Here is a 24,283-nt window from a genome sequence, read left to right on the forward strand (position 1 = left end):
TACTGTTATAGCATATTAAACATGTTGTTTATAAGACACGACAGTTACCTATTCATACATAAGTTTGTGCACCAAATTTGAAGATGAAATTCTCTTTCTTTACAATGGAAGTAGGTGTTATTTCTATAAAATATGGAAAACGTAAAGAGTATGTAAAAAAGAAGGAGTGGTAAAGTGAACTATGTCATTATTGGCGGAGATGCAGCTGGTATGAGTGCAGCGATGCAAATTATTAGAAACGATGAAAATGCAAATGTTGTAACTTTAGAAAAAGGTGAAATTTATTCGTACGCTCAGTGTGGATTACCGTATGTCATTAGTGGTGCTATCGCTTCAACTGAAAAGTTAATCGCGCGCAACGTGAAGACGTTTCGTGAGAAATATGGAATTGATGCGAAAGTGCGTCATGAAGTAACGAAAGTAGATACGGAAAAGAAAATGGTGTACGCAGAGCATACAAAGACGAAAGATGTCTTTGAATTTTCGTACGATCGATTATTAATTGCGACCGGGGTACGTCCTGTTATGCCGGAATGGGAAGGACGGGAATTACAAGGCGTTCATCTTTTAAAAACAATTCCGGATGCTGAGCGTATATTAAAAACGCTAGAAACGAATAAAGTTGAAGATGTAACCATTATTGGCGGTGGTGCAATCGGACTGGAAATGGCAGAAACATTCGTCGAACTTGGTAAGAAAGTAAGAATGATTGAGCGAAATGATCATATCGGTACGATTTACGATGCAGATATGGCAGAGTACATACATAAAGAAGCAGATAAGCATCATATTGAAATTTTAACGAATGAAAATGTAAAAGCGTTTAAAGGGAATGAACGAGTAGAAGCAGTCGAAACGGATAAAGGTACGTATAAAGCAGATCTTGTTTTAGTGTCGGTTGGAGTGAAACCAAATACTGATTTTCTTGAAGGGACAAATATACGTAAGAATCATAAAGGAGCAATCGAAGTAAATGCATATATGCAAACGAATGTGCAAGACGTATATGCAGCTGGTGATTGCGCAACACATTACCACGTTATAAAGGAAATTCATGATCATATCCCGCTCGGAACGACTGCCAATAAACAAGGGCGACTTGCTGGGCTGAATATGCTTGATAAACGAAGAGCATTTAAAGGCACGTTAGGCACAGGCATTATTAAATTTATGGATTTGACGCTCGCAAGAACAGGCTTAAATGAAAAAGAAGCGAAAGGGCTACACATCCCGTATAAAACAGTTAAAGTAGATTCTACAAATATGGCGGGCTATTATCCAAATGCAAAACCACTTTATTTGAAATTACTATACCGTTCTGACACGAAACAATTATTGGGCGGGCAAGTAATTGGAGAAGAAGGTGTAGATAAACGTATTGATGTGATTGCGATGGCGCTTTTCAATAAAATGAGCATTCATGATTTAGAAGACGTCGACTTAAGTTACGCACCACCATATAACAGCGTGTGGGATCCAATTCAGCAAGCGGCAAGGAGAGCAGAATAGCACTTTTTAAAGTGCTATTTTTTTTTACAATGAGGGAGTAAATAAAGTTTCACTTTATTTTGAATATACCGTTCCCTCTTGAAAACATAGTACGTATCGCTTATATTTTCATATAGTATTTATTTTTTAAACGAAGCAATGAACGAACCAGGGGGCGCAGTATGGCAATTAACATGAAAACAATTGAAGAATGGATTGCTGAATCAAATGCAAGACATGAAGAAGACTTTGGACACGTTGTGGAAGAAATGAAAGAAGTATGTGTCGGACTTGATAACGCGACATTAATTTATACGAAAAATGTATTTTGTTTCGGTAAAAAAGTAGAAGTATTTTTCTTCTTCCAAGACCATGTCGTGATTGGACAAGAAAAAGACGAATATGTTGAGATTGAAAAATTAAAGTATGATGACATTACAAATAGTAACTTAAAAACAAATGACAAAAATACTACGTTAGAATTAAAGTTTGCTAACGGACAATCTATTAATTTAGATAGTTTAAATGATAACTACGGTACGAAAAATTGGTTATTTGCTAGACAAATTAAGAGTATCTTTAAATTAATCTAGTAAAAAAGCACGCCGTCCATCGGCGTGCTTTTAACTATGCAAAGCCCCCTTTAACCAATTCCGCGCCCGATACGCCCCGACTGGAACTTGAATAAGAGACGTTTCATTCCCAGCATCAATACCGTACAATTGATCACATGAATTTGTATCAAAACTTAGTAACGGATGCCCGCCCATCCCCATAGCAGTTGCAGCAAAAACGAGTTTATGAACGAGCATACCTGCTTCCATTTGGTGAATACGGTATCCTCTATAGCCTAATGCACGTGTATAGTAATCTTTCTTTCCGACTACATGTAAGCAAAGTGGTACTTGAAAAAGGTTTACGTTATCCATCGTCATACTAGACTGAAGTGGGTAGCGAAGGTCTCCATATCGAATTGGTTGTATGGAATGTGTTTTACTGTTATAAGCGTAAGCCCCGTTTTCAATATTTTTCACGTTATAAAAACATCCATATAAGGAGACGCGTGCATTTTCATTTGCATACTTACCGTCAAGGTCGTTGTAATAGGGGAAGGAGAGGCTCGCTTCTTGTAGTAAAGTAGCGAGCTCAGCTGCATCCCATTTCGTTAAAATAAAGTCCGCATCAGGAGAATATCGTTTTTTACAAAGTTGTAGGAAATCATACGATAACCGTTCTACTTTCGGTAGCTGTACAGCGTACGCATTATGTTGATAGTGCTCTTCATGATGTAGTGTTTGGAAGTTTGCTGTCGATTCGATCATAGAAGCTTCATTTATTTTTGTTATCATCGGATATTCATCTACATGTTTTGAGCGAACGAAATGTTCATGTGCGAGCGGCGGAATTTGTTGCAACAACTCATGAGAAGTAACTATTTTATTTTCACGGTAATCATTGTGAAACCAATTAGTTTCTGGCTCTGTACTTAAAGGAATAACGGCATACACACTCTCTTCACCTTCTGACAATCCGAGTAAATGGTTCAGTGCACGGTCTAGAAATTGAAAGTATACGCCGTTCGTATAACCGAACTGTTTTGCACATTCTAGCAATTGTCCAATGAGAACCCCGCTATCTAATCCTTGCAGTCGATATGAAAAGTTATTGTATTTAAAGAAGTTTTTCCAAAACATAGTGGATACGAATGCAGCACCGAAACAATCATGTATATTACAGCGATTACCGAGTGCGTCTTCTAAATAAGCATCGAAATTTCCTTCGCGAAGTAAAATAAGTCGGTGATGCGCGGCGTCATAATGGTAAATGCCGTCTGGGTAATCGTCAATCTTTAAATAGATATACAATTCATTCGGGTATAAGGCACCGCCTGAAGGAATGGATCTACGTAATACATTTCTCTCGCTATTTAGCTGACATAATTGTGTTACACCAAATGAATACCAAAGGTAGTGACCAATCTCATTTAGAGTAGGTGTAGTAGAAGAGTTCGATAAAGATAACGGGATTTCTAAGGAGAGCGGGATGGTAGGTACATTTCGATATAATTTATAAGGAAGCGGTGCGTCTTTCCAGTCCACCTCATGATTCGGCATAATTTCATCGATAGAGAAATGGAGATGATGTAAAAAAGTATCTAGCTGCATGAAATCCCTCCTTTACTATGGAAACGGATGTGGATGTGGATTTAATTTTTCATTCGTTAAAGGTTCGTCTGTATATCCAAGTGTCATCGGTACGGTATATACCCGGTCTAGTCCTGTAACCCGAGTAAGATGGTGTCCGAACGTCATTGGTAACATGCCTGGAATAATAACTTTTACACAGTATAGTCCGTTCTTTTCTATAAGGGGAACGGTTTGATCTACTACGATTATTTCAAGATTAGATTGATGCAAACGATTTAAAAGTTGGTGGAGATCGGATGTTAAATCCATATCAAATGATTGTGGTACATTCATTTCTTGGAACGTTTGCACCGGTGCATCTTCTCGTAAAAGGAAGTGAAGACGTTCTTCCGTTTCTTTCAATCCATACAGCATACTATGGTCTTCCATTTTATTAACGAAATAAGGATCTTGTAAGCATTTTTCGTAGTATTCTCTTTTGTGCTCGAGCTCATCGTCTGTTATAAGTAACATGCCTGCTATTTCTTGAATGGCGCTTTTTAAGGCTCGAATAGGTTCTAAATGAGCGCCTCCTGCACAAACAACGTTCATTCCATTTTCACGCGTATTTTTTGCAATTACCCATAAGCTCGGGATGCCGTGTTCCATCGTCGCATTAAAAGCGTGTAATTCGTACCCGGTAATCGTACGTAACCGCTGGATCATTAATTGTAATTCTGTATCATTTGCTGAATTAAGATCCAGGCGGGGAAGAGATAATTCGGCATACCAAGTGAGTAAGAAGGCATCACGCTCTACAATTTCTAAAATGCCGTGAAAAATCGCTTCTTCTAAACTACCGCCAATTGCACATCCATTTGATGTTTCATACACGAAAGCATCTCGATGACCGAGGCTATAATAAGCAATTGATTCAGGAACTAAAAGCGGTCTGTTTTGTGATAAAGAATATCCCCATACCCAGTTTTGCTCATAATCAGGATCAAACGGTTTAAATGGAAAACCATCACGATTATAATGTTCATTGGTATGTACACCGAGCGAGAGGGGATTTAGTGCATGTTCCTCTAAATCATGAAAACTACCATGCACATTTGTCTTTTTCCCTCGAGGTGACATACCACAATATCGTTCTAAACCTTCTAAAATAGCAGTTGCTTCACTTACTGCAAATGAATGGGTTCGGCCTGCAACACCTTCATTTCCAAACATCAATGGCATGTTTATAATGACGTCAGCGAATGGTAATACAGAATGCTGCATTTTGCCGTTCAACATACCGACCCGATAATCTAAATAGTCTCTCGTTAAAAATGTGTTTAATTCATGAATGGAACGGCAGCGATACGTTTCGGTGCTTACTTTTAAACTTGGTTGTAAAGAAACTTCCGCCGCATCCGCAGTATCATCAGGTAAATTACTACATACAGGACAGAGAGGATCTGGAAGAAAAGAATGCCGCGTACATTGTAATGTTTGTAAGTTTAGTAAAATAAGTTCATTTTCTAAAGAAGAATGGTTATAAGTTAATATTTTTTCTGTTTCTGCGCAAATAAGATGGCACATTTGCAACATTCCATTTTGGGTGGCACGTACATCACGTCTCGTTACATTATCTGCTTTAAAGGCATATTTCCGCTGTAGTTCCCACATTTCTTTTTGATCAAAGCCAGCGATAAAACGGCGTCCATCAGAACAATGGGAACATCCGGGCGTAAGAGGATGAATGTAAGGACCGATAATACCTTCACCAAATGAAGTAAAACCACGTAGCCACGGAATATGATTTGAACGAAAAATTAGCTCAGCATCATGATGAATAGTAGAAGGAGATCCATCATGTAATACGAGAGCGAGATGAATATTTTCAGGAAGTTCTTCTGTAAGAGTATGCTGACGAATGATGGAATATTGTTTGCATAATTGATCATGTACATAGTCTGCAAGAAGGCCATCTCCTATAAGCAATATATTTTGAATCATAAACCGTCCTCCTTTGCAATTAATACCCCATACACACCGTCTAAGTTTTCTTTCAAAAATGGTTCAATCGCTAAATCAAATACGAAGGGGTAAAAATTATGTTCTTCTAAATGTTGTAAGGCGAGTTGTAAAGATTGTACGCTTGGAATTTCTTCTTCCGCTTGTATTTCCACTCTAAAAGAATACGTGTCATATAAAATAATAGAGGATTCAGGCAAGATATTAGCTCTGTAAGGAATTTCTTCATTTTGAACGTGAAAGAGTGATAGTTGTAGTGCGTTTCGTAACGCTAACGTCATATTAATATTAGATGCACCGTACCATCTATCATTTATACCAACCCAAACGACTGGAAAACTGAGAATCTCTTCACTCATTGCGATTTTAGGCGTTTCATGGATTGTAGAGAGAGCATCGTAATAAAATCTACAATGTTTATCTTGAATATCAGTTAACTCAACAGTTGTAAGTTCCTCTAGCATATGTGACTGCCGCTCATACAGTTTATTGTTTAAATGTTGTTGCAGTGCGCGGTAAAATCCTTCTGTCATCGTTTCTCCAGCACCGATACCGATATTGTTATGTTCAGGAATAAGGCGGTGAATGATTTCTGCTACATATGTTTCAATTCCTGTTAAACCAGCTTCTCGGCGTGCTTCATTATGAGTCAATCCACTGCGAGTCATAAGAGGCAGAAGGGAAGCTGGGCCATCTGATAGTGGAGTGGCTACTTGAATATAGCATTGTGATAACGGTAATTGATATGAATCTTGTTCATCCCATACATGGAATATACCGGCTTCTTTAGAAGTTAATGAGTCGAAAAAGCGGAATACATCAGTTGAAGTATGTTGGCCATACCGATGCTCAAGTTTTTCAGAAAGATTTTCTATCGTATCAATTGTAAAACTTTCATCAGTTGCAAGAGGGTGTTTTATAAAAGGATGCCACGTTCCTTCAAGTGTTTCATAGTTTAATAAAAAGAATTGTGATTCTTTTTCACGATATGAATCATCCGCGACATGTTTAAATAATTCAAAAACGATTACATTTGCTAACATGGCAGATGTAATTGGTGAGACGGAATCCGATGAATTTTCATTTTGCAAAGTCGTTTCATGTAGCCGATGCCATGCGGATTCCCAGCATTCATCACGATTTTCTGTTACGACAGGTCCAGCTATACCGAGTGTTGATAAACAAATAGCTGGTATGAAATTCTTTTTCGTTTCTCTACAAATAGTGTGAACTGTTTTTAAACCGTCAATGTCTCCGTTTTGAGAAACATATAAAATCCAATCAAAAGGTTCGAATACCTCATGTAAGGGACGGTCAATTGTAGTATCGATTTCTTGAAGGAGTACACTGTTATCAACTTCATATGCACGTTCTATTAGCTCATGTATTCTGTCATAGTTTGTTTCATCCCGATCTGTAACGAGGTAATGAAATGTAGGTAAACCAGATTCTAATAAAGAAGAAACTAAGGAAGTAAGCATATTACCAGAACCAATTATAAGGACATTTGCCGCGCGATACGTTTCGAATTTTAGAGCACCTGAATGAGAATCTGCTTCTAAAAATTCAATTTGCGAAGCATATCTATCAAGTAATGCGCTGTTTAATTCATGAGGTGCATCTTGACTTACATCACGGACAAATCCATTTGTATATAAAATCTCTCCAATTTCAAGTACACGATTTTGATAGGGAAGAGGGAGACCATCCGTTATTTCTGCTAAAGAATAATTACCGTCAAACATCGGCATTAATTTTTCAATCCAGTTATAAATTCCGTCACCGTCCATACGAAATGAACTGGCGTTATTTCGAAAATAGACACCCCCGTTTGAATCGGGGAGGAAGAAAGTATCCTTATTTACTTTAAGTTTTGCATGAATTGGAAGGTTATTCATTTTAATCCTCCTTACGTTTAGGCATACATTATTACCTTATGTCATGAAATTTGTCCCGTATGAACACAATAAAAAAAGGCTGTAGAATGAATCATTCTACAGCCTTTAATAGATTTTTAATCTATCAACCTTCTAATAATAATGACTTTGGATCTTCAAGCATATCTTTAACAGCAACAAGGAAGCTAACTGCTTCTTTACCATCAACAATACGGTGATCGTAAGATAAAGCAATGTACATCATTGGGCGGTTTTCCATACGCTCGTTATCAATTGCAACTGGGCGTACTTGGATTTTATGCATTCCTAAAATACCAACTTGTGGGCTATTTAGGATCGGTGTTGACATTAGAGAACCGAACACACCACCGTTTGTAATTGTAAATGTACCACCTTGTAGTTCTTTTAATGAAAGTTTGTTGTCACGTGCTTTTTTACCTAATTCACGAATTTCACTTTCAATTTCAGCGAAATTTAATTGGTTAGCATCGCGTACAACTGGAACAACTAATCCATCTGGAGCTGCTACTGCAATACCGATATCATAGAATTTTTTAATGATAAGCTCGTCACCTTGAATTTCAGCATTTAATAATGGGAATTGTTTTAATGCTGCAACAACTGCTTTTGTGAAGAATGACATGAAGCCAAGACGTACATCATGTTTTTTCTCGAAAGCATCTTTGCGTTCTTTACGTAATTCCATGATCGCACTCATATCAACTTCGTTAAATGTTGTTAACATTGCAGATGTTTGTTGAACTTCTACAAGACGTTTTGCAATTGTTTGACGGCGGCGGGACATTTTCACGCGCTCAACTGGTTTTTCGAATTCCGTTTTTGCAACTGGAGCAGGAGCTGGACTCTTTGGAGCAGCTGGTGCTTCTTTTGGTGCTGCAGCATGAGCTTGTACATCATGTGGTCTCACGCGTCCAAGTGGATCTGTGCTACGTACGTCGTTTAAGTCGATTCCTAATTCGCGAGCCATTTTTCTAGCAGCTGGTGATGCGATAGGACGGTTTGTATTTGGTAACCCTTGTAGTGTTGCAGTTTGCTCAGCATTTGGTGCCGCAGCTTTCGGTGCTTCAGTCGTTTCTTGTTTTGGTTGCTCAGCCACTGGTGCAGGTGTACTTACTGCAACTGGTGCTCCATTAGCATCTAAAATTGCGATAGTTGCGCCAACTTCAACTGTATCCCCAGGTTCGCCTAGTAACTTCGATACAATACCTGAATCTTCTGCAATGATTTCTACATTGACTTTATCAGTTTCAAGCTCAACAACGCTGCCACCTTTCTCAACTTTGTCGCCTACGTTGATAAGCCATTGTGAGATAGTTCCTTCAGTAATAGATTCTGCAAGCTCAGGTACTTTAATTTCGATCATTTTAAATGTCCTCCCCTTATTTGCCTAACGGTGTGTTTTTTCTTCTTTTGTTTTCGGTAATCTCCATTTGTTAGCCTGCCCCTGGGCAGAATATCTGCCCAAGGAACAAGCTAGAAACTTTCATTGTTACTTTCTAGTTGCTGAAAACTTCAATTTCTTGTTTATCTTGACGGAAGTTATACTTCACATCTAAAGCGTGTGAAACAATTAGTTCTTGCTCAGCTTTGTGAGCGAATGGATCGCCACCAGATGGGCTAGAGCGATCTGGGCGTCCAATATAACCTGTTTTCACTTTATCTCCAGCTAGTTCGAACAGAATTGGAGCCATGTAATGCCATGCGCCCATATTACGAGGTTCTTCTTGAACCCAAATAATTTCTTCTAAGTTTTTAAAGCGTTTAATAATAGATTGAATTTTCTCAGCAGGGAATGGGTATAGCTGTTCAATACGAACGACATGAATTTCATCTAAGTTGTAGTCATGTTTACCAGACTCGATTTCTGCTGCTAAGTCAATCGCCATTTTACCTGTGCTTAAAACAAGGCGTTTTACTTTGTTTGGTTTCGTGCCAAGGTTTTCTTGTTCTAAAGCAGGTTGGAAACGTCCTTCGCTTAACTGACTAGCAGTTGAAAGCGTAAGCGGGTGACGTAATAAACTCTTCGGCGTCATCAGTACTAATGGTCGAACAGCTTCTGTTCCTAAGATAGATGCTTGACGACGCAGGATATGGAAGTATTGTGCCGCACTCGTTAAGTTGGCAACTGTCCAGTTATTCTCAGCAGCTAACTGTAGGAAACGTTCAGGACGTGCACTAGAGTGCTCTGGTCCTTGACCTTCATAACCGTGTGGTAATAGAAGAACTAAACCAGATTTTTGACCCCATTTTGCTCTTCCTGCTGAAACATATTGATCAAATAATGCTTGCGCAGTATTTGAGAAGTCACCATATTGCGCTTCCCACATAACAAGCGTTTCTGGAGCGAATACGTTATAACCATACTCGTAACCAACAACAGCAGCCTCTGATAACGGACTGTTATGAACAGAGAATGAAGCGTTAATGTTTGGTAAGCGATGTAATGGTGAATATGTTTCATTTGTATCAGTATCGTGTAATACGATGTGACGATGAGCGAATGTACCACGCTGTGAGTCTTGACCAGTTAAACGAATTGGCGTACCTTCTTGTAAAATAGAAGCGAATGCTAATGACTCAGCAAGTGCCCATTCAATTTTACCGTTCTCTTCAAGAGCATCTTTACGGCGTTCAAGAATTTTCTTCACTTTCGGATATACGTTAAAGCCTTCTGGCCAAGATAGTAGACCTTCATTAATTGCACGAAGTGAGTCAAGCTCAACACCAGTATCAATTGACTGAATGCCCTTTGCAACAACATCTGGCACTTTAACGTGAATTGTTGCATCGCTCGTATCAGCTGGTGGTACTTGTGCATAGTCAGATTTTAATTGTTCTTGTGTAAACTGAGTAATTGTTTCAATCTCATCTGCATTTAGAACACCGGCAGCTTGTAATTGATCTGCATAAATTGCTCTTACAGTTGGGTGATTCTTAATCTTTTTGTACACTTGTGGTTGCGTAACTGCTGGGTCATCCATTTCGTTATGACCGTAGCGGCGGTAACCAATTAAATCGATTAAGAAATCTTTTTTGAACAACATACGATATTGAATCGCAAGGTTAGCAGCTGCAAGACAAGCTTCCGGATCATCAGCGTTCACGTGAACAATCGGAATATCGAAACCTTTTGCAAGGTCGCTTGAATATTTCGTAGAACGAGAATCATAGCTATCAGTCGTAAAACCAACTGCATTGTTTGCGATAACATGAATCGTTCCGCCTGTTTGATACGCGTTCAATCTGCTTAAGTTGAGCGTCTCAGATACAATACCTTGACCAGGGAATGCAGCATCACCATGAACTAAAATTACGAATGATTTTGAAGTATCTTGATCTGGAAGACCAGATTTTTTACGATTCTCTTGAGCCGCACGTGCGAAACCTTCTACTACAGGATTCACGAACTCAAGATGACTCGGGTTATTTGCTAATGTAACGCGAGTGCTAACTTCTTCGTTACTAACGACTTGTTCTCTACCTAGGTGGTATTTCACGTCGCCAGTCCAGCCAGAATTAGCTACTGCGCCTTCTATTTTTGCATGTTTGAACTCAGCAAACATGTGGCTATATGGTTTTTCTAATACGTGAGCAAGTACGCTTAGGCGACCGCGGTGAGCCATACCAATCATGACATCCTCTACGCCGTTCTTAGCACCTTCTAGAACAATTTCATCTAAAACAGGTACAAGCATATCAACGCCCTCGATAGAGAACCGTTTTTGCCCAACGAATGTTTTATGCAAGAATTGCTCGAAACCTTCAACAGCTGTTAAACGTTTTAAAAGAGCAGTTCGTTTTTTATTTGATAGTGGTTGACGCAATGAATTTGATTCCACCATTTGATGCAACCACGCGCGTTCTTCACTATTTTGTATATGAGAAAATTCATAAGCTAAAGATTTTGTATAAACGTCTTTTAATCTATGAATTACATCAAGTGCAGTGTGAATACCTTCTGGTGCATCTGGCCATACTGTTTTCGCTGGAATCGCTTTCAAGTCAGCATCGCTCAGTTCGTTCATTGCTTTCTCAAGAAGAGATTGTCCATTTGCAGCATCTTCCATCGGGTTGATGTGAGCCAACGTGTGCCCGAAAGAACGAATCTGTTCAACAAGTTGAACGACTTTAAGAATTTTTTCAATGTTACCTGTGTTTTGAGGAGAAAAATGTGTTGCTGTGTTGTCCCCTGTTACGACATCATCTTGAAACGAAGGAGCTCCAAAAATTTCAAAAAGCTCTTGTAATTCCGGATCAACAGAACCTGCTCCAGTTACGTAAAGATCATACTGCTCAATAACATAACCAAGGTTCGGACCGTGGAACTTGGCCCAAGGGTTTGTCGTTGTATTCTTCCTCGTCATTTGTTTAAACCTCCCAATGCATATAATCCTTTTCCATACAAAGGTGCATTTTGCTCTTTTTCAATAAGTAATGAATCAATAATCAATGTAAATGTTTTCTTTACTCTTATGTTATTACAATAATTTACATAATACCAAACACTATTACTTATCTGTTTTGTAAAAAAACATTCACAATAACTTATCACCCAAGTTAATCTTTCATGTTATAAAGTAATTTTACAGAAAAATGGGGTGGATATATTTGGTATGCCTATACTAATAGCTATAATTGCTGTATTTAAATATAGGTATAATAGTTAGAATGTTTCGATAAAAATAGTTTGAATTATGTATATTGAAATAATAAGCGCTTTCATAGGTATTATACAACAATATAACGGAATATAGTATAAAAAATAAAAAATTATGAATTTATCGTAAACTTTATTTAGATAGTGTTAAATATTGAAAGGAAAGTGAAGGATTTCTACAAAAAAAGTTGCTAAACATAAAAAATGCTCCATAAACAGTTAGTTTCTATAAATATGACGAAAAACACCGTAAAACAAATAACGCATTTCGTGAAATAAAGAAATAAATGAAATATTTTAAAAGGATAAAACAAATATGGAGATATTAAATTTTAAAAAAAGAAGTGAGGAGATATAGTAACATTTATTTATAGTGTTCCGTGTTTCGCTTCAAAATAGACGTGCTGAAATTTAAAAAAGTTTCTTCTATATTATTGAATATACTTATGGCACTTACAATGAGTACCGTCTTTATCTCATTTGTTGTTTTGGCAAAAAGATATTAAGATGGAGGAGAGAAAGGAAGATTAACATATGCAAATGATGTATGCTTTTGGCATTGGGCTTGTATTATTTTTAGCCGTATTCTTATTTATTCGTAAAGACGTTCAAGGCGGGACGTTAACGAAGCGAGGATTTTATAAATTAATCGGCTGTTTAGTTGTTATGCTTATAGCAATTATTGTAATGATCGTATTAATTAATCAGTCACTATAGAATGTAAAAACGGAACCTTACTTCGGTAAGGTTTTTTTTATTATTAAACCTAAAAATTACCACCAAATCCATTTACCGTAAATAATTTGTGTTATATAATCCAATGAAATGATAGATAAGGAGTGTAGTATATGAATAAAAGAACTATCTTCTATTTATTAACTTGTATACTACTGGTAGCTAGTACTACTTATATAATATGTAACAAAAGAGAACAAGTGCCACCTATATTAGTATGGGACGAACAAGAATACTATGTTACGAATGAACCTGCCAAAGTAGAAGAAGTTGGGCAAAAACTTGGCGAAGTAACAAAGAAAATTAAAACAAGTAAAAAACCTACTAAAAATAGAGAATCTAATACATTACAAGAGAAAACAGAAGTATTCATAATGATTCAGGAAGAAAAAAGTGATTACCCGCCTTTAATCATAAAGGAAGCTTATAGTGATGAATATAGGGTAGTGAGACCGATGTTGAAGCAAGTATTATGATGAAAAGGGGATTCATATGCAGACAGTAACTTTGTATCCGTAGTCGTTAAGAAAAATATTTGTCTTTTTCCTCCTATCGGTGCCGCTTACATTTTGATGAATAGAGGAGCAATACAAAAGAGAGATTTCATTTTATATTTATTATTTGCTACTATGAATATATCGCGTTGGTTATCGCTTATGATTTTTGATTGGAGTATGTGGATGGTATTAGATAGTAGGGAACAGAAAATGTGGTTCATTTGTGCTACGGATACAGATTGATATAAGAGAGGCCTTGTAGGAATGCTGCAAGGCCCTTTACCTTTTGGGAATTAATAGAAAACGAATCATATAAATGCTATACTAAAAAATGTTTGTAATGTCAGTTTCATAATATTGTATGATGCTGACTTACTAGAAAAGATAAGAGGAGAATGAGCGTGCAAAAGATAAAGAGATTATTGCTATTAATGATGGTAGTAGGATTAACAGCAGGTGTTTTAGCAGGGTGTGCAAATCCGAAAGATACTACAGAAGAATTTTTAACAGCGATACAAAAAGGTGATGTAGAAAAGGCTCGTACATTTGTTGAGAGTGACAAGGAATTTAATAAACTAAATGAAAAAACAGATGATGCTGAGGCAAAAGCAATGCTGAGTGCAATTACGAAAAACTTTAAATTTGAAAAGCTAGAAGAAGTATCGAAAAAGGATGACAAAGCAGAAGTGAAAGTGAAAATTACATCTGCAGATCTATCCGTTGCTGTAACAAAAGCAGTGGGAGAAGTTATGCCAATGGCCTTCGCTAGCGCATTTAGTGAAGACAAAGAACAATCTGAAAAAGCGATCGAAAAAACAATGACCTCAACTATCATCAAAAACTTAACGGATAAAGATGCAGCAATGGCAACTCGCGAAGTTACATTGAACTTAAAGAAAGACAAAGATGGCGACTATAAAATCGTTGCTGACGATAACTTGAAAGAAGTATTGTTTGCCAATGCGAAGTCTTTGGAGAAGATGTTTGGTGGAAAGTGATTGAATTAGATAAAAAGAGACACCATATCACGTAGAAGGTTGATATGGTGTCTCTTTTTTATGACCCCGGAGAGGCTCGAACTCACGACCTCCACCCTGTCAAGGTGGCGCTCTCCCTGCTGAGCTACGGGAAGAGTGTTGATTTAAAGGCATTTTCACGAGTTTATATAAATGGAATTCTACTAAAAAAGCAATGGTTATTGTAAGTTCTGTGACCATTTGTGACCACAAAATTATGTTCTTAACTGTCTGTATAATGGTAAAGGGAATGAGATGACTCATTCCTTTTTTGCGTAGAGGGGGGGCTATTTTCCAAACTCTCTAGCCCTCTTATCAGAGAAGGGATACATAGCCCCCTAATTCACACGATATTATGTATAATTCATATCCGACACGAATGAATTTTTAATAATGACGAACTCGGACAGGTTCGAACGGTGGTACAAGGTGAAGATGTTTGGTTTGTAGCTAAAGATGTGGCAGAAGTTTTAGGATACAGCAACACTTCAAAATCTATTCAAATGCATGTCGATGATGATGGGAAATCTGACCTTCCAATACGGGATGGCAGACAAACTAGAAAACAGAAAGTAATTAACGAATCCTTAATTCTTTCAAGTAAGTTACCAAACGCTAAGAAATTCAAAAAGTGGGTAACAAGCGGAGTACCCCCTCAACAATCCGCAAACATGGAGCAGACAAGACAGATAGTACATTAGAAAAGGCGTTAACAAGCCCAGACTTCCTTATCGAACTTGTTACTAACTTAAAGTATGAGCAGGAAGCCAGAAAATTAGCTGAGTCGAAAGTCGCTGAGCAAAAGCAAGTAATCGAAGTGCTTGAACCGAAGGCATAGTACCATGACGATGTGCTAGACAGCAAGAACTCATACAAAATCACAGAGATTGCTCACGATTTGAATATGACAGCACGTAAACTTAATTCCCTACTTAATCAATTAAGAGTTCAACGTAAGGTGGGAAGCGCATGGGGACTATATGCTGAACATCAAAACAAAGGTCATCTATTTTTTGTTTTATAGTGTGTTACTAATACACTAGCACACTATATAATAATCAAAATTTAATTATATGAAAACAAGTATATGGATGATAAAAATGGACATACTAGAAATAGTAAATTTAAAAATGGGTGATTTATTAAAGGATAATTGGGGTATTAGAATCGCTATGAGTACATTGTTGACTTAGGGGATGAAAATTTTGATTATCTCAGAAATGGTTAAAGTTAAATGGAATGCGAGAAATAAAAAAAGATATGAAGAACTCGGTTATAGGTTTACAAGGATTGGTGAAGAATTTGATGTAAAAGTAGAACATCTTTCAAGAGGGAGTATTGCAATAGTTAATGTTAGATGTGATTATTGTAAGAATAAGTACTTTATTATGTATCAAACATGGGTGGATATTCAAAAGAAAACAGTTTCAAAAAAGGATTGTTGTAGCAATCCCCCTTGTATTGATAAAAAAATAATGGAATCAAATGTAATTAAATATGGTGTTAACCACCATATCAGAGCAGATTCAGTTCAGAAAAAGATTAGTGAAACCCTTATCAAAAAGTATGGGGTGAAAAATGTATTTCAATTAGAAACAGTAAAAGAGAAAAGTAGAGAGACGAGTATGGAGAAATATGGTTCGGAATGGTATACACAGACAGAAGAACATAAAAAAAGAGTAAAGAAAACTTCATTAAAAAAATATGGATATGAAAATCATATGCAACATCCTAAGTATAGAGAAATGTTTAAGGGGGAAAACTCCCCTGTCTGGAAAGGTGGAGTTGCGTATCATAGGATTGAAAGAGCGACGGGTGAATATCAGAATTGGAGAAAAGCGGTTTTTGGCAGGGATAAATACAGATGTCAATGTTGTAGAGCGAAGCAGGGAGAAGTCGATTTCCAAGTAGAATTACATGCGCACCATATTATAAATTGGAAAGTTTGCAAAGAGCTTAGATATAATGTTTATAATGGAATTACATTTTGTCATGATTGTCATATGAAATTTCATTCTATATATGGAAAAAAAGAAAACAACGTGGAACAGGTTAATGAATTTATAGCTAATCTGGGTGAAAAAATATGTAGAACTAGCAAATAGTAGTTTTTTGTTTGTAGTTAGGAAAGTAGGTGCTTTTGATATTTTATAGAGTTCCTGTTATGAACAGAGGGGACAGCACCTCATCTTACACGATATGGTGTACAGAAAATCTTCGAGACGAGACGGATATTTAATGCTTTTTATCCAATAAAAATACCTTAATAATAAGTATTTCTAAAGTAAATGTCGAAGCGTGTATACATCATTTGTTCATGTCGACACTTTTTATTTTAGGTATCAAAGTAGTTTTGTATCGATGCTACTATTGTAAGTAGCTCTTGATGCAAGAGTTGATGAGAAGATGCTAATTACAAATCCTTTAAAAGGTTATGATGGATATAAGAAAGAAATTTTTATCAAATTGTTGATAGAATCTATTGCGTTACACTGGTAATAGTATTTTAATAATATTAATAATTGAATGAAGCGTTAAATAAACTATAAAAGGAGAGAGTTTACATGCACCCACCTCAATAGGAGGCACACTTATTTCTATTATTTATTACGTACTAAAATAGATAGGATGTTTCATGTCTATAACGTGGGATAAGGGTGTTTTCTTCGAGGTCGGAGTATGTAAATTCATCCCTTTTTTTGTGCTTCTTGGGGTAGGATATAGGATATATCCACTCGTACTAATCTTATGAGTGCTTTTTTTATCCGTACACAGCTTGTTGGCGGCTATTTAAATTTTGAGTTTATATGCTTCAAACCCTTGTGGTTCTAAGATTCGGAAGAAACTCCCTAAAAAAAGGGGAGTTTTTTCTAAAGTTGGAGGGTAAACTCCCCAAAAAAAGAGGACTTCGTTCCAGACCTTTGGGAAGAATTCCTCAAAAAAAGGGGAGATAACGGGTCACTAAACAGAAGACGAATTATAAATAGAAGATAAAGATAAAAAAGAATATATGTAACGCCCCCGCAAGCGAGTATGGGACGTTACGGACTTAGGTGATTTCTGCTTTTTTTATGGAGGCTAAAGTTCTAGATAAAGCAAAAGAACTACCAATGCCCTCCAAAGCGTAGTGGTCTAAAGATAAGAAAAATAATCTATGAGCCAATCGCCTTTGTAGGCATTTAAGTCAGATAGTTTTCAACCCTTGTCAGCTTCTTAGTTGTGAAATGATACTAATGTAGAGGGGCAAAAAAGTTGATAAATGCTGATAACTTTTGGGGTGTGAGATGATACTAAATTATGAGAGCATACGAACTTTTTAGTTGTAATATGAAAAAAATATACCACTTACTACAATTCCTCATCAGAATCACTAGTAATTTTCAAACAAATCTGCTATAATAATATTTTTGATAAATTTTGATATTATATTGCATCTGTGATATAATAGACTTACAGTTAAATAGATGTACTCGCATTCTTGTCCAACGGACATAGTGTTATTTTGCGACTTAGTTCTATTGCAGAACTGACGACTTAGGCACAGAAGAGTCTATCAATCCATTAATTTGGGTCGGTAGCTTTTCTGTGCCTTTTTTGCGTTGACTTTTTAGTAACGAAACTACGTTAACAGAAGGAGAATGTGGATGAACAAGACTTACTATTGCTACTCAAAACAACTTAAGGATTTCTTGAAAATGAATAATTTAAGATATGCCACCACTGGAAAGCACAACAATGGAAACATCTATTGGTGCTTTGAACGTGGTGAAAAATTAGACAGTGCTTTAGGTAAATGGAATGAACTTAAAGCACTATTGAAAAAGTGAAAAAATTACTGCTAGTGAAAAAGGCTTCTTCATACTAAGCCAACGGAGAAGATTAAAAATTTTAAGTAAAAGAAGGAGAATTACAGTGATTAAATACGTTGAAGTTGATAATAATTTTATTTGGAATATTAAAGAGTACAACTGCAAGGAGCGGTTTATTACAGTTCTATTAAGAACCTTGAGTATGAATCCAATGGGTTCAGCTAGAGTAGGGGTTAACAGCTTGCTACAGATGCTTTCATTGAGTGAGGATAAGAAGAATAAAGCATCTTTAAAAGAAACCCTTGTAGCAATGGAAAAGAAGGGTATGATTATTATCTTTGAAGATTTCATAAAGATGAATCAGATTCAAGCAGAAGATATGAAGTATGCGAATGATTACTTTATTGAAGTATCTGATATTTCTGATGCTAAAACAACTTTTGGAGAGAATGCTGAAGGTAAAGTCAAGAACAACTTCACTAAGATTTCATTTGATGTGATGATGAAGCTTATTGCAATGAAAGAGCGTAATAAGTCAATTGCATTCGCAGTTTACTTCAATATTGTGCATTGGATTTGGGAAGGGGTTTCAAATTGGAGTGTGTCAAACCCCACAATTGAAAAGCTTGCAGAAGCTACTGGATTAGATAAGAAGACAATCACTAAGTATGTGAAAGTGCTTATGGAAAATGAGTTAATCTACTTTGAAACTATCAGAGAAGAATACGATAAAGAGAAGAACTACTACTGTAAATGGGAATATAGGGAATCATTTAAGGCAGATGTTAAGGCTCTTCAAAATTATTATAAAGAGAAAGGTGGACAATAGAGTGAAATATTATTATATTGAGGGACAAATAGAGTTGCGTATTGACAAGAGAGGGAATATCGTTTTTAGTCCTATAACAGGAATGTACGCTAAGGGTAAAAGCGTTGGTGAAATGCTTGATAGCTATGACTTAGAGATAATTCCCAGTAACAAAAAGATAAAAGAAGAAATGGGAATAACAGAAGAAGACATGAGCAGGTTCAGTTTCCCAAAGATAATCAGAAAAAAACTTGTAAAGGATTGCCGTCCGATACAAGTCAAAGAAAATAAAAAATTAATTAGTTAATGACATTATAAGATATAAACAGATAAAGGTCATCCCTTTAATAATGGTGACTCTACGATAAAGTATCACAAATAAAAGAAAGAGGTAATTTTAATTAATGGAAAATTTAAAAGTATTTGAGAACGGCGAATTTGGTAATTTAGGAATTTTAGATGTTAATGGCAAGTTAATGTTCCCTGCGACAAGATGTGCAGCTTTGTTAGGATACAAAAACAAACATGATGCAATAGGAAAACACTGCAAGAAAGATGGGGTCGCATTTTGCGAGGTCACCGATTCTCTAGGAAGAGGTCAGAAAGTAAAGTTTATTACAGAAGGTAATCTTTATCGATTAATCGTTAGTTCTAAATTAGAAGAGGCTGAACGGTTTGAAAGTTGGGTGTTTGATGAAGTTATTCCTCAAATTAGACAAACTGGTGGGTATATTCCTGTAAAAGAAGAAGAATCTGAAGAAGAAATATTGGCTAAAGCATCATTAGTTGCTAAAAAGACGTTGGATAAAAAAGACGAAATTATCAAACGACAACAGCAAAAAATCAAAGAGCAGGAAGATATTGTTCAATCATACAACAGAATGATTGCATTGGATGGAATATTCAATATGAAAGAAGTTGCTCAGTTATTAGACTTTGAGATTGGTAGAAATAAATTATTTGCACTTCTACGAGATAAGAATGTCTTAGATAATCACAACCTGCCATATGAAATGCATCGTAAAACAGGGAGATTTAAGGTTAAATTGTTTGAAATAGATGGAAAAACGGTTACTACAACAATGGTTACATCAAAAGGTGTCGATTATATTAATAGATTGATAATGAAAAATGGAAGATATAAACCTCGTAAGGAAGTCAGCTAAAAGAAGTATCAGAGGGAAGAGGAAGACTCTTAATTGAGGCTCTCCTTTTTTGTTATTGGAGCTGATGATAGAACGTTGGGCGTAATTCATGGTATTGTTACGGATATTAATAAAATCCGTCTTTTATATTGTTGGCTTCAAAATAAGATATAACGTGTCTGGTACTTCGAATCTGGATGGTTAACTTTAATAGAAAGAGAGTTAGACACCCCAGTAAATAATAAGCTAAGTTCAAATTGGAATTTTCACATAAATAATACAGGTAAAAGGTAGCTAATTAGAATAGCTACCTTTTTTAGATAAGTACTTAATGATTTAAATATACTTAACTAAAAAAATATGGTGGATAATAGAAAAATTTTCTAAATTTAATTATTTGAATTATAATTATTTTATATACGGAGGCGATTAAGTTGTTAGATAATTATGACTATATTGAAACGATTATTACGGACTTAAGAGGTACAACAGATATAAATTTTCAAATGAAAGTAGGTGAAGTCTTAAAAGTTTATTGTAAGTCGAAAGAATTAACATATGAGATGCCAAATTCTTCAGGTGGAGATGATAAAAATGATGGTTGGATTGTTGAACTTAAAAGGTTCTACCAAATTTTTTCTCCACAGCAATTAAGAGATTCCTTAAGAAAAGATATCCAAAAAAAATTTACGAAAGACTTAGAGAAATTGTTAGAACTCTTATATGTTACAGGAAAATGGAATGGAGAAATTAAAGATTTTATTTTTATAGTTAATACGATAGACAGAAATCTTCCTCATGATAGTGAGAGATACTTTGAAAGCGAAAGGCTGAGGTTTGAAGGTAAGTATAATATTTCCTTTAATGCGGAAGTAGTAAACGTGGATTACATAAGAGATTTATTAGAAGAACTTAACATAGACGAATTAAGCGGTCTAAGTGCAAGATTGAAAGTGAAATCAATTATCGATTATAATGCTATGAACTCTAAGCTATTCTATGAGTTTATAGATATATTAAATGAAAGTATTCAAAATAAATTTAGGGGTAAAATAAAAACTAATAGCTCAGATTATAAACGAATCTCATCACCTTTTAAAATAACGAAGAATCAATTAGATGACGTTGTAGATGAAATTGAAGATATAATGTTAGAATTGCACCTTTTAGAAGATATAGTGAGTACAGTGTACCAAGACATCAATTACACTGATAAATTTGAGCGTGTTATTTCATATATTATTCAAGAATATGAAGACCTTTCTAAAGAGAACAAAGGAGTAGAGCTTTATAAAAAAATTATTGAGAATCTAATAGAGTTTTTGGAATATAAAAGAAGCTTTGAATTTCCAGCGAAAATGTTAGTGGTATATATATTTGATAAATGTGATATTTTTGAAAAAGAGGAAGTGAGTTGTTGAAGTAATGATTTTACCTAATAAATATGTATCTAATTCAGAAAGTCTAATAGGTTTAGGTGCATTAATATTAAATGTAATAGGAAAGAAATCCATTCCTTTAGATAAATTGTGGAAGGCGTTTGAAAAAAAATATATTGTTAATAAATTAAATAATCCTCCGACGTATCAAAAGTTCATTTTAACATTAAATTTAATGTTTATGTTGGGGATGATTGGGTATACTGACGAAGGAGAAATTTATAATGAAAATATTAAAACTGGTAATAAGTAATCCAAATGGCGAAAAGGTTAGAGATATTCAGTTTGAGAAAAAAGGGATATCAGTTATTTATGGTAAAGTGAACAAACCTGAAGATGAAAAAGAAACATCTAACAGCATAGGTAAAACATTATTATTAAAGTTTATTGATTACATATTCGGAGCTAACGAAAATGCAGAAATGGTTAAACCAAAAATTCATGACTGGTATTTAGAAGCAGTAATAGAGTATGAAGAAAAAGAATTCAACGTAAAACGAATACTAGGAAAATCTGAGTTTATAGTTGATGGGGAAAAATATGAGTTAGGTGAATATAAAGAACGCTTTAAAATTGATAGAAAACTATACAATAAACAAGTTTTTTTAGCTCAAAAAAATCATTTGATTAGTAGTCGGAGTGATGCGAGTCTAGATGATTATACGTCCTTATTTTATTTGTTAGATTTGCAAAATTTATCAGATGAATCGATAGAATACTATGAAATCCAAAATAAGATTAAAGAATTAACAATGCTTGAAAAAAGAGTAATTCAGTTTTTTGAGGGAATTGATTTATCTCAAATTGAAGAGAAGATTTTCTTAATTAAGAAATCCATTAAAGAAAAAGAAAAAGAACTGAAATTATTGGATGAAAGAATAACTAATATTCAAATTAGAAAAGAAAAATCTGAGATAATGGATGAATACGCTGATAAAAACTACAAATTGAAGTTATTGCAGGTGGACTACCAAAAATTAAATCTTGAATACAAAAGATTATCGCAATCATTAGATGATTTTAAAAAAATAGATATTTCAGCTCAAGACATAAAAAAATTGTACGATAGAGCCAAGTTTGAAGTTCCAGATTTGATTAAAAAAAGGTTAGAGGAAGTCGAGGAATTCCAAAGAAATGTTTATTCAGATAGAAAGAATCTAACCGAAGAGAAATTAAATGAAGTAGTAAATGAAAAGTCAGTTATAAAGAAAGATATTAATAACCTAGAAAATGAGATAGAAAAACTTGCAAATATCATATCTCAAAATGAGATTTATCAAGAATCCATGGCAATATATAAGGAAAAAAGTATGGAATTACAGAATCTTATGTATAAACAAGGAGAATTATCAAAAATCGATGGAATAATAAAAGAGAGAAAAGATGAGGAAGACAAATTGGCAACAAAGTATAGTGATGTGAAAAGTGCTTATACAACTTATAAGGAGAATATAGATAAATACAAAAACTTTATTTATGAAATGGTTCATAGTATATATACGGATAAGGTGGAAGCGTATTTCTCAATCAAGTTGAAAAATCGTCATAAAAGAAATAGACCTTTTGCTATTGAGTTGAATTTAACAGGTGATACAGGTGAGGGTGTTGGAGAAGTACGTAAGTTATTAATAGACTTATTGATTCTTAGATATAATAAGTATTTAGATATTCTAATACAAGACTCAGCATGTTTTTCGGGAATTGATAATAGACAAGTTTCTAATTTGATTAAATTAGGACACAAAATAGGTGAAGAAACTGATAAGCAATATATTATGTCGATAAATGATTATCAACTTAATAAAAAAGATGAAGAGTTAATGAAATTAATTAAGGATTACACAAAATTAGAATTAGATGAAAATGATAAATTACTTAAGTTTGGTTTCTAAAAAATAATATTGTATCTCTCTATTCTTATAGAATGGAAAGAGTATAGATTCATGTAGCAAAAAAGTCAAAGTCGAACTAAAGGGGATGGATTTAATGGAGTCTATTAATACAGATGAACCTGTAGAAATAAATGATTTGGAGCAAATGAGTCTTAAACAATATCAAGACTATATTAAAGGTCAATTACAAGAACTGTATCAACAAGAAGAAGTTGAGACAGAATGGAATGCAATGAGAGGGGAAAGAGAACTTAATATATACTCACCTAGAATTGATGTAGCGGTAGGACCTTTTGCATTTAATCAAAGATATGAATCAAGATACGATGACATGGTTAGAGATTTTAAATCAAGAGAATTTATTGAGAAGCTGATAAGATTTAATCACGAAAATCTCACTCGCCATGGTAATTTTGTAGAACCATATACATATCAAGAGATAATTTATCAAAATCGAAATGCAAGATGTTTCATGGCAATAGAAATTGAAAATAAGGTTAGTAGAAAACACTTGATGGGTGGAGCTATCAATTCGTCAGCCCTAGCAAGGATAGGTGTCGTAATTCCTTGGACTGATGATAAGTTGAATGCTTTTGTTAGACTAGTTCGATACTTACATTATTTAAAACGTGCAGAAAAGAATACTTTTGGTACAACTAATCTATTAATAGTTACAAAAGAGCAATTTTGGGATGCTTTAAACTATTAATTTTAGTTAATAGTTCAAGCT

The 24,283-nt window shown here is 35.1% G+C and carries 22 protein-coding genes and 2 pseudogenes; 19 read left to right on the forward strand and 5 right to left on the reverse strand.

Features of this window, described 5'->3' with window-relative positions; genetic code table 11:
- Positions 1-174 precede the first annotated feature (174 nt).
- Entirely contained in the window at positions 175-1,509 is a 1,335-nt protein-coding gene (locus tag NST86_RS06460; RefSeq protein WP_001110192.1) for a CoA-disulfide reductase, read from the forward strand.
- A 161-nt stretch (positions 1,510-1,670) separates the two neighbouring features.
- On the forward strand, positions 1,671-2,081 hold the full coding sequence (locus tag NST86_RS06465; protein ID WP_000996783.1) for a DUF3908 family protein: 411 nt from the start codon (positions 1,671-1,673) through the stop codon (positions 2,079-2,081).
- Positions 2,082-2,111: 30 nt separating this feature from the next.
- On the opposite strand, the gene NST86_RS06470 is transcribed toward NST86_RS06465, so the two are convergent.
- From NST86_RS06470 to odhA, 5 genes are all read right to left on the reverse strand, one after another.
- Complete coding sequence (locus tag NST86_RS06470; protein WP_086423846.1) at positions 2,112-3,653, reverse strand: SagB family peptide dehydrogenase; 1,542 nt, start codon at positions 3,651-3,653, stop codon at positions 2,112-2,114.
- Positions 3,654-3,668: 15 nt separating this feature from the next.
- Positions 3,669-5,618, reverse strand: coding sequence for a TOMM precursor leader peptide-binding protein (locus NST86_RS06475; RefSeq protein WP_086423847.1), 1,950 nt, complete (start codon positions 5,616-5,618; stop codon positions 3,669-3,671).
- Positions 5,615-7,534: a putative thiazole-containing bacteriocin maturation protein gene (locus tag NST86_RS06480; RefSeq protein ID WP_001061570.1), complete on the reverse strand. Its 1,920-nt coding sequence runs from the start codon at positions 7,532-7,534 to the stop codon at positions 5,615-5,617. Before NST86_RS06480 ends, NST86_RS06475 begins: the two co-directional genes overlap by 4 nt.
- A gap of 124 nt (positions 7,535-7,658) precedes the next feature.
- A complete protein-coding gene (odhB, locus tag NST86_RS06485; RefSeq protein ID WP_000569926.1) occupies positions 7,659-8,918 on the reverse strand; it encodes a 2-oxoglutarate dehydrogenase complex dihydrolipoyllysine-residue succinyltransferase in 1,260 nt (419 codons plus the stop codon).
- Between the two features lie 133 nt (positions 8,919-9,051).
- A complete protein-coding gene (gene odhA, locus NST86_RS06490; RefSeq protein ID WP_086423848.1) occupies positions 9,052-11,919 on the reverse strand; it encodes a 2-oxoglutarate dehydrogenase E1 component in 2,868 nt (955 codons plus the stop codon).
- Between the two features lie 724 nt (positions 11,920-12,643).
- On the opposite strand from odhA, the pseudogene NST86_RS34820 reads away from it, so the two are divergent.
- The 17 genes and pseudogenes from NST86_RS34820 to NST86_RS06560 all read left to right on the forward strand — a co-directional run.
- Positions 12,644-12,718, forward strand: a pseudogene (locus NST86_RS34820) (permease); the annotation flags it as partial.
- 28 nt (positions 12,719-12,746) lie between these two features.
- On the forward strand, positions 12,747-12,929 hold the full coding sequence (locus NST86_RS06495) for a DUF3976 domain-containing protein (protein WP_001178294.1): 183 nt from the start codon (positions 12,747-12,749) through the stop codon (positions 12,927-12,929).
- A gap of 131 nt (positions 12,930-13,060) precedes the next feature.
- Entirely contained in the window at positions 13,061-13,423 is a 363-nt protein-coding gene (locus tag NST86_RS06500) for a hypothetical protein (protein ID WP_086423849.1), read from the forward strand.
- A 96-nt stretch (positions 13,424-13,519) separates the two neighbouring features.
- A pseudogene (locus tag NST86_RS06505) lies at positions 13,520-13,706 on the forward strand (hypothetical protein).
- A gap of 139 nt (positions 13,707-13,845) precedes the next feature.
- Positions 13,846-14,442, forward strand: coding sequence for a DUF4878 domain-containing protein (locus NST86_RS06510; RefSeq protein ID WP_001169495.1), 597 nt, complete (start codon positions 13,846-13,848; stop codon positions 14,440-14,442).
- 476 nt (positions 14,443-14,918) lie between these two features.
- Positions 14,919-15,161 carry a BRO-N domain-containing protein gene (locus tag NST86_RS34825; RefSeq protein ID WP_445661332.1) on the forward strand — a complete coding sequence of 81 codons (243 nt, stop codon included), beginning with the start codon at positions 14,919-14,921 and terminating at the stop codon, positions 15,159-15,161.
- Complete coding sequence (locus NST86_RS06515) at positions 15,092-15,298, forward strand: hypothetical protein (RefSeq protein ID WP_340933379.1); 207 nt, start codon at positions 15,092-15,094, stop codon at positions 15,296-15,298. Before NST86_RS34825 ends, NST86_RS06515 begins: the two co-directional genes overlap by 70 nt.
- A 12-nt stretch (positions 15,299-15,310) precedes the next feature.
- Positions 15,311-15,484 (forward strand): phage antirepressor KilAC domain-containing protein, encoded by a 174-nt coding sequence (locus NST86_RS34830; protein WP_445661326.1) that lies wholly within the window; start codon positions 15,311-15,313, stop codon positions 15,482-15,484.
- A gap of 181 nt (positions 15,485-15,665) precedes the next feature.
- Positions 15,666-16,565: an HNH endonuclease gene (locus tag NST86_RS06520; protein ID WP_340933381.1), complete on the forward strand. Its 900-nt coding sequence runs from the start codon at positions 15,666-15,668 to the stop codon at positions 16,563-16,565.
- A 1,539-nt stretch (positions 16,566-18,104) separates the two neighbouring features.
- A complete protein-coding gene (locus tag NST86_RS06525) occupies positions 18,105-18,287 on the forward strand; it encodes a hypothetical protein (protein ID WP_340933383.1) in 183 nt (60 codons plus the stop codon).
- Positions 18,288-18,372: 85 nt separating this feature from the next.
- A complete protein-coding gene (locus tag NST86_RS06530; RefSeq protein ID WP_340933386.1) occupies positions 18,373-19,098 on the forward strand; it encodes a hypothetical protein in 726 nt (241 codons plus the stop codon).
- A 1-nt stretch (position 19,099) separates the two neighbouring features.
- A complete protein-coding gene (locus NST86_RS06535; protein ID WP_098361232.1) occupies positions 19,100-19,384 on the forward strand; it encodes a hypothetical protein in 285 nt (94 codons plus the stop codon).
- Positions 19,385-19,481: 97 nt separating this feature from the next.
- Positions 19,482-20,243, forward strand: coding sequence for a BRO family protein (locus tag NST86_RS06540; RefSeq protein ID WP_340933391.1), 762 nt, complete (start codon positions 19,482-19,484; stop codon positions 20,241-20,243).
- Between the two features lie 413 nt (positions 20,244-20,656).
- Complete coding sequence (locus tag NST86_RS06545; protein ID WP_340933393.1) at positions 20,657-21,643, forward strand: hypothetical protein; 987 nt, start codon at positions 20,657-20,659, stop codon at positions 21,641-21,643.
- A 4-nt stretch (positions 21,644-21,647) separates the two neighbouring features.
- Complete coding sequence (locus NST86_RS06550; RefSeq protein ID WP_098854185.1) at positions 21,648-21,914, forward strand: ABC-three component system middle component 6; 267 nt, start codon at positions 21,648-21,650, stop codon at positions 21,912-21,914.
- A complete protein-coding gene (locus NST86_RS06555; RefSeq protein WP_340933398.1) occupies positions 21,886-23,553 on the forward strand; it encodes a DUF2326 domain-containing protein in 1,668 nt (555 codons plus the stop codon). The genes NST86_RS06550 and NST86_RS06555 overlap by 29 nt, the downstream gene beginning before the upstream one ends.
- 94 nt (positions 23,554-23,647) lie before the next feature.
- Positions 23,648-24,262 (forward strand): hypothetical protein, encoded by a 615-nt coding sequence (locus NST86_RS06560; RefSeq protein WP_340933400.1) that lies wholly within the window; start codon positions 23,648-23,650, stop codon positions 24,260-24,262.
- The last annotated feature ends 21 nt before the right edge of the window (positions 24,263-24,283 follow it).

The organism is Bacillus sp. FSL L8-0199, from assembly GCF_038005705.1.
GTDB classification, from domain to species: Bacteria; Bacillota; Bacilli; order Bacillales; family Bacillaceae_G; genus Bacillus_A; species Bacillus_A cereus.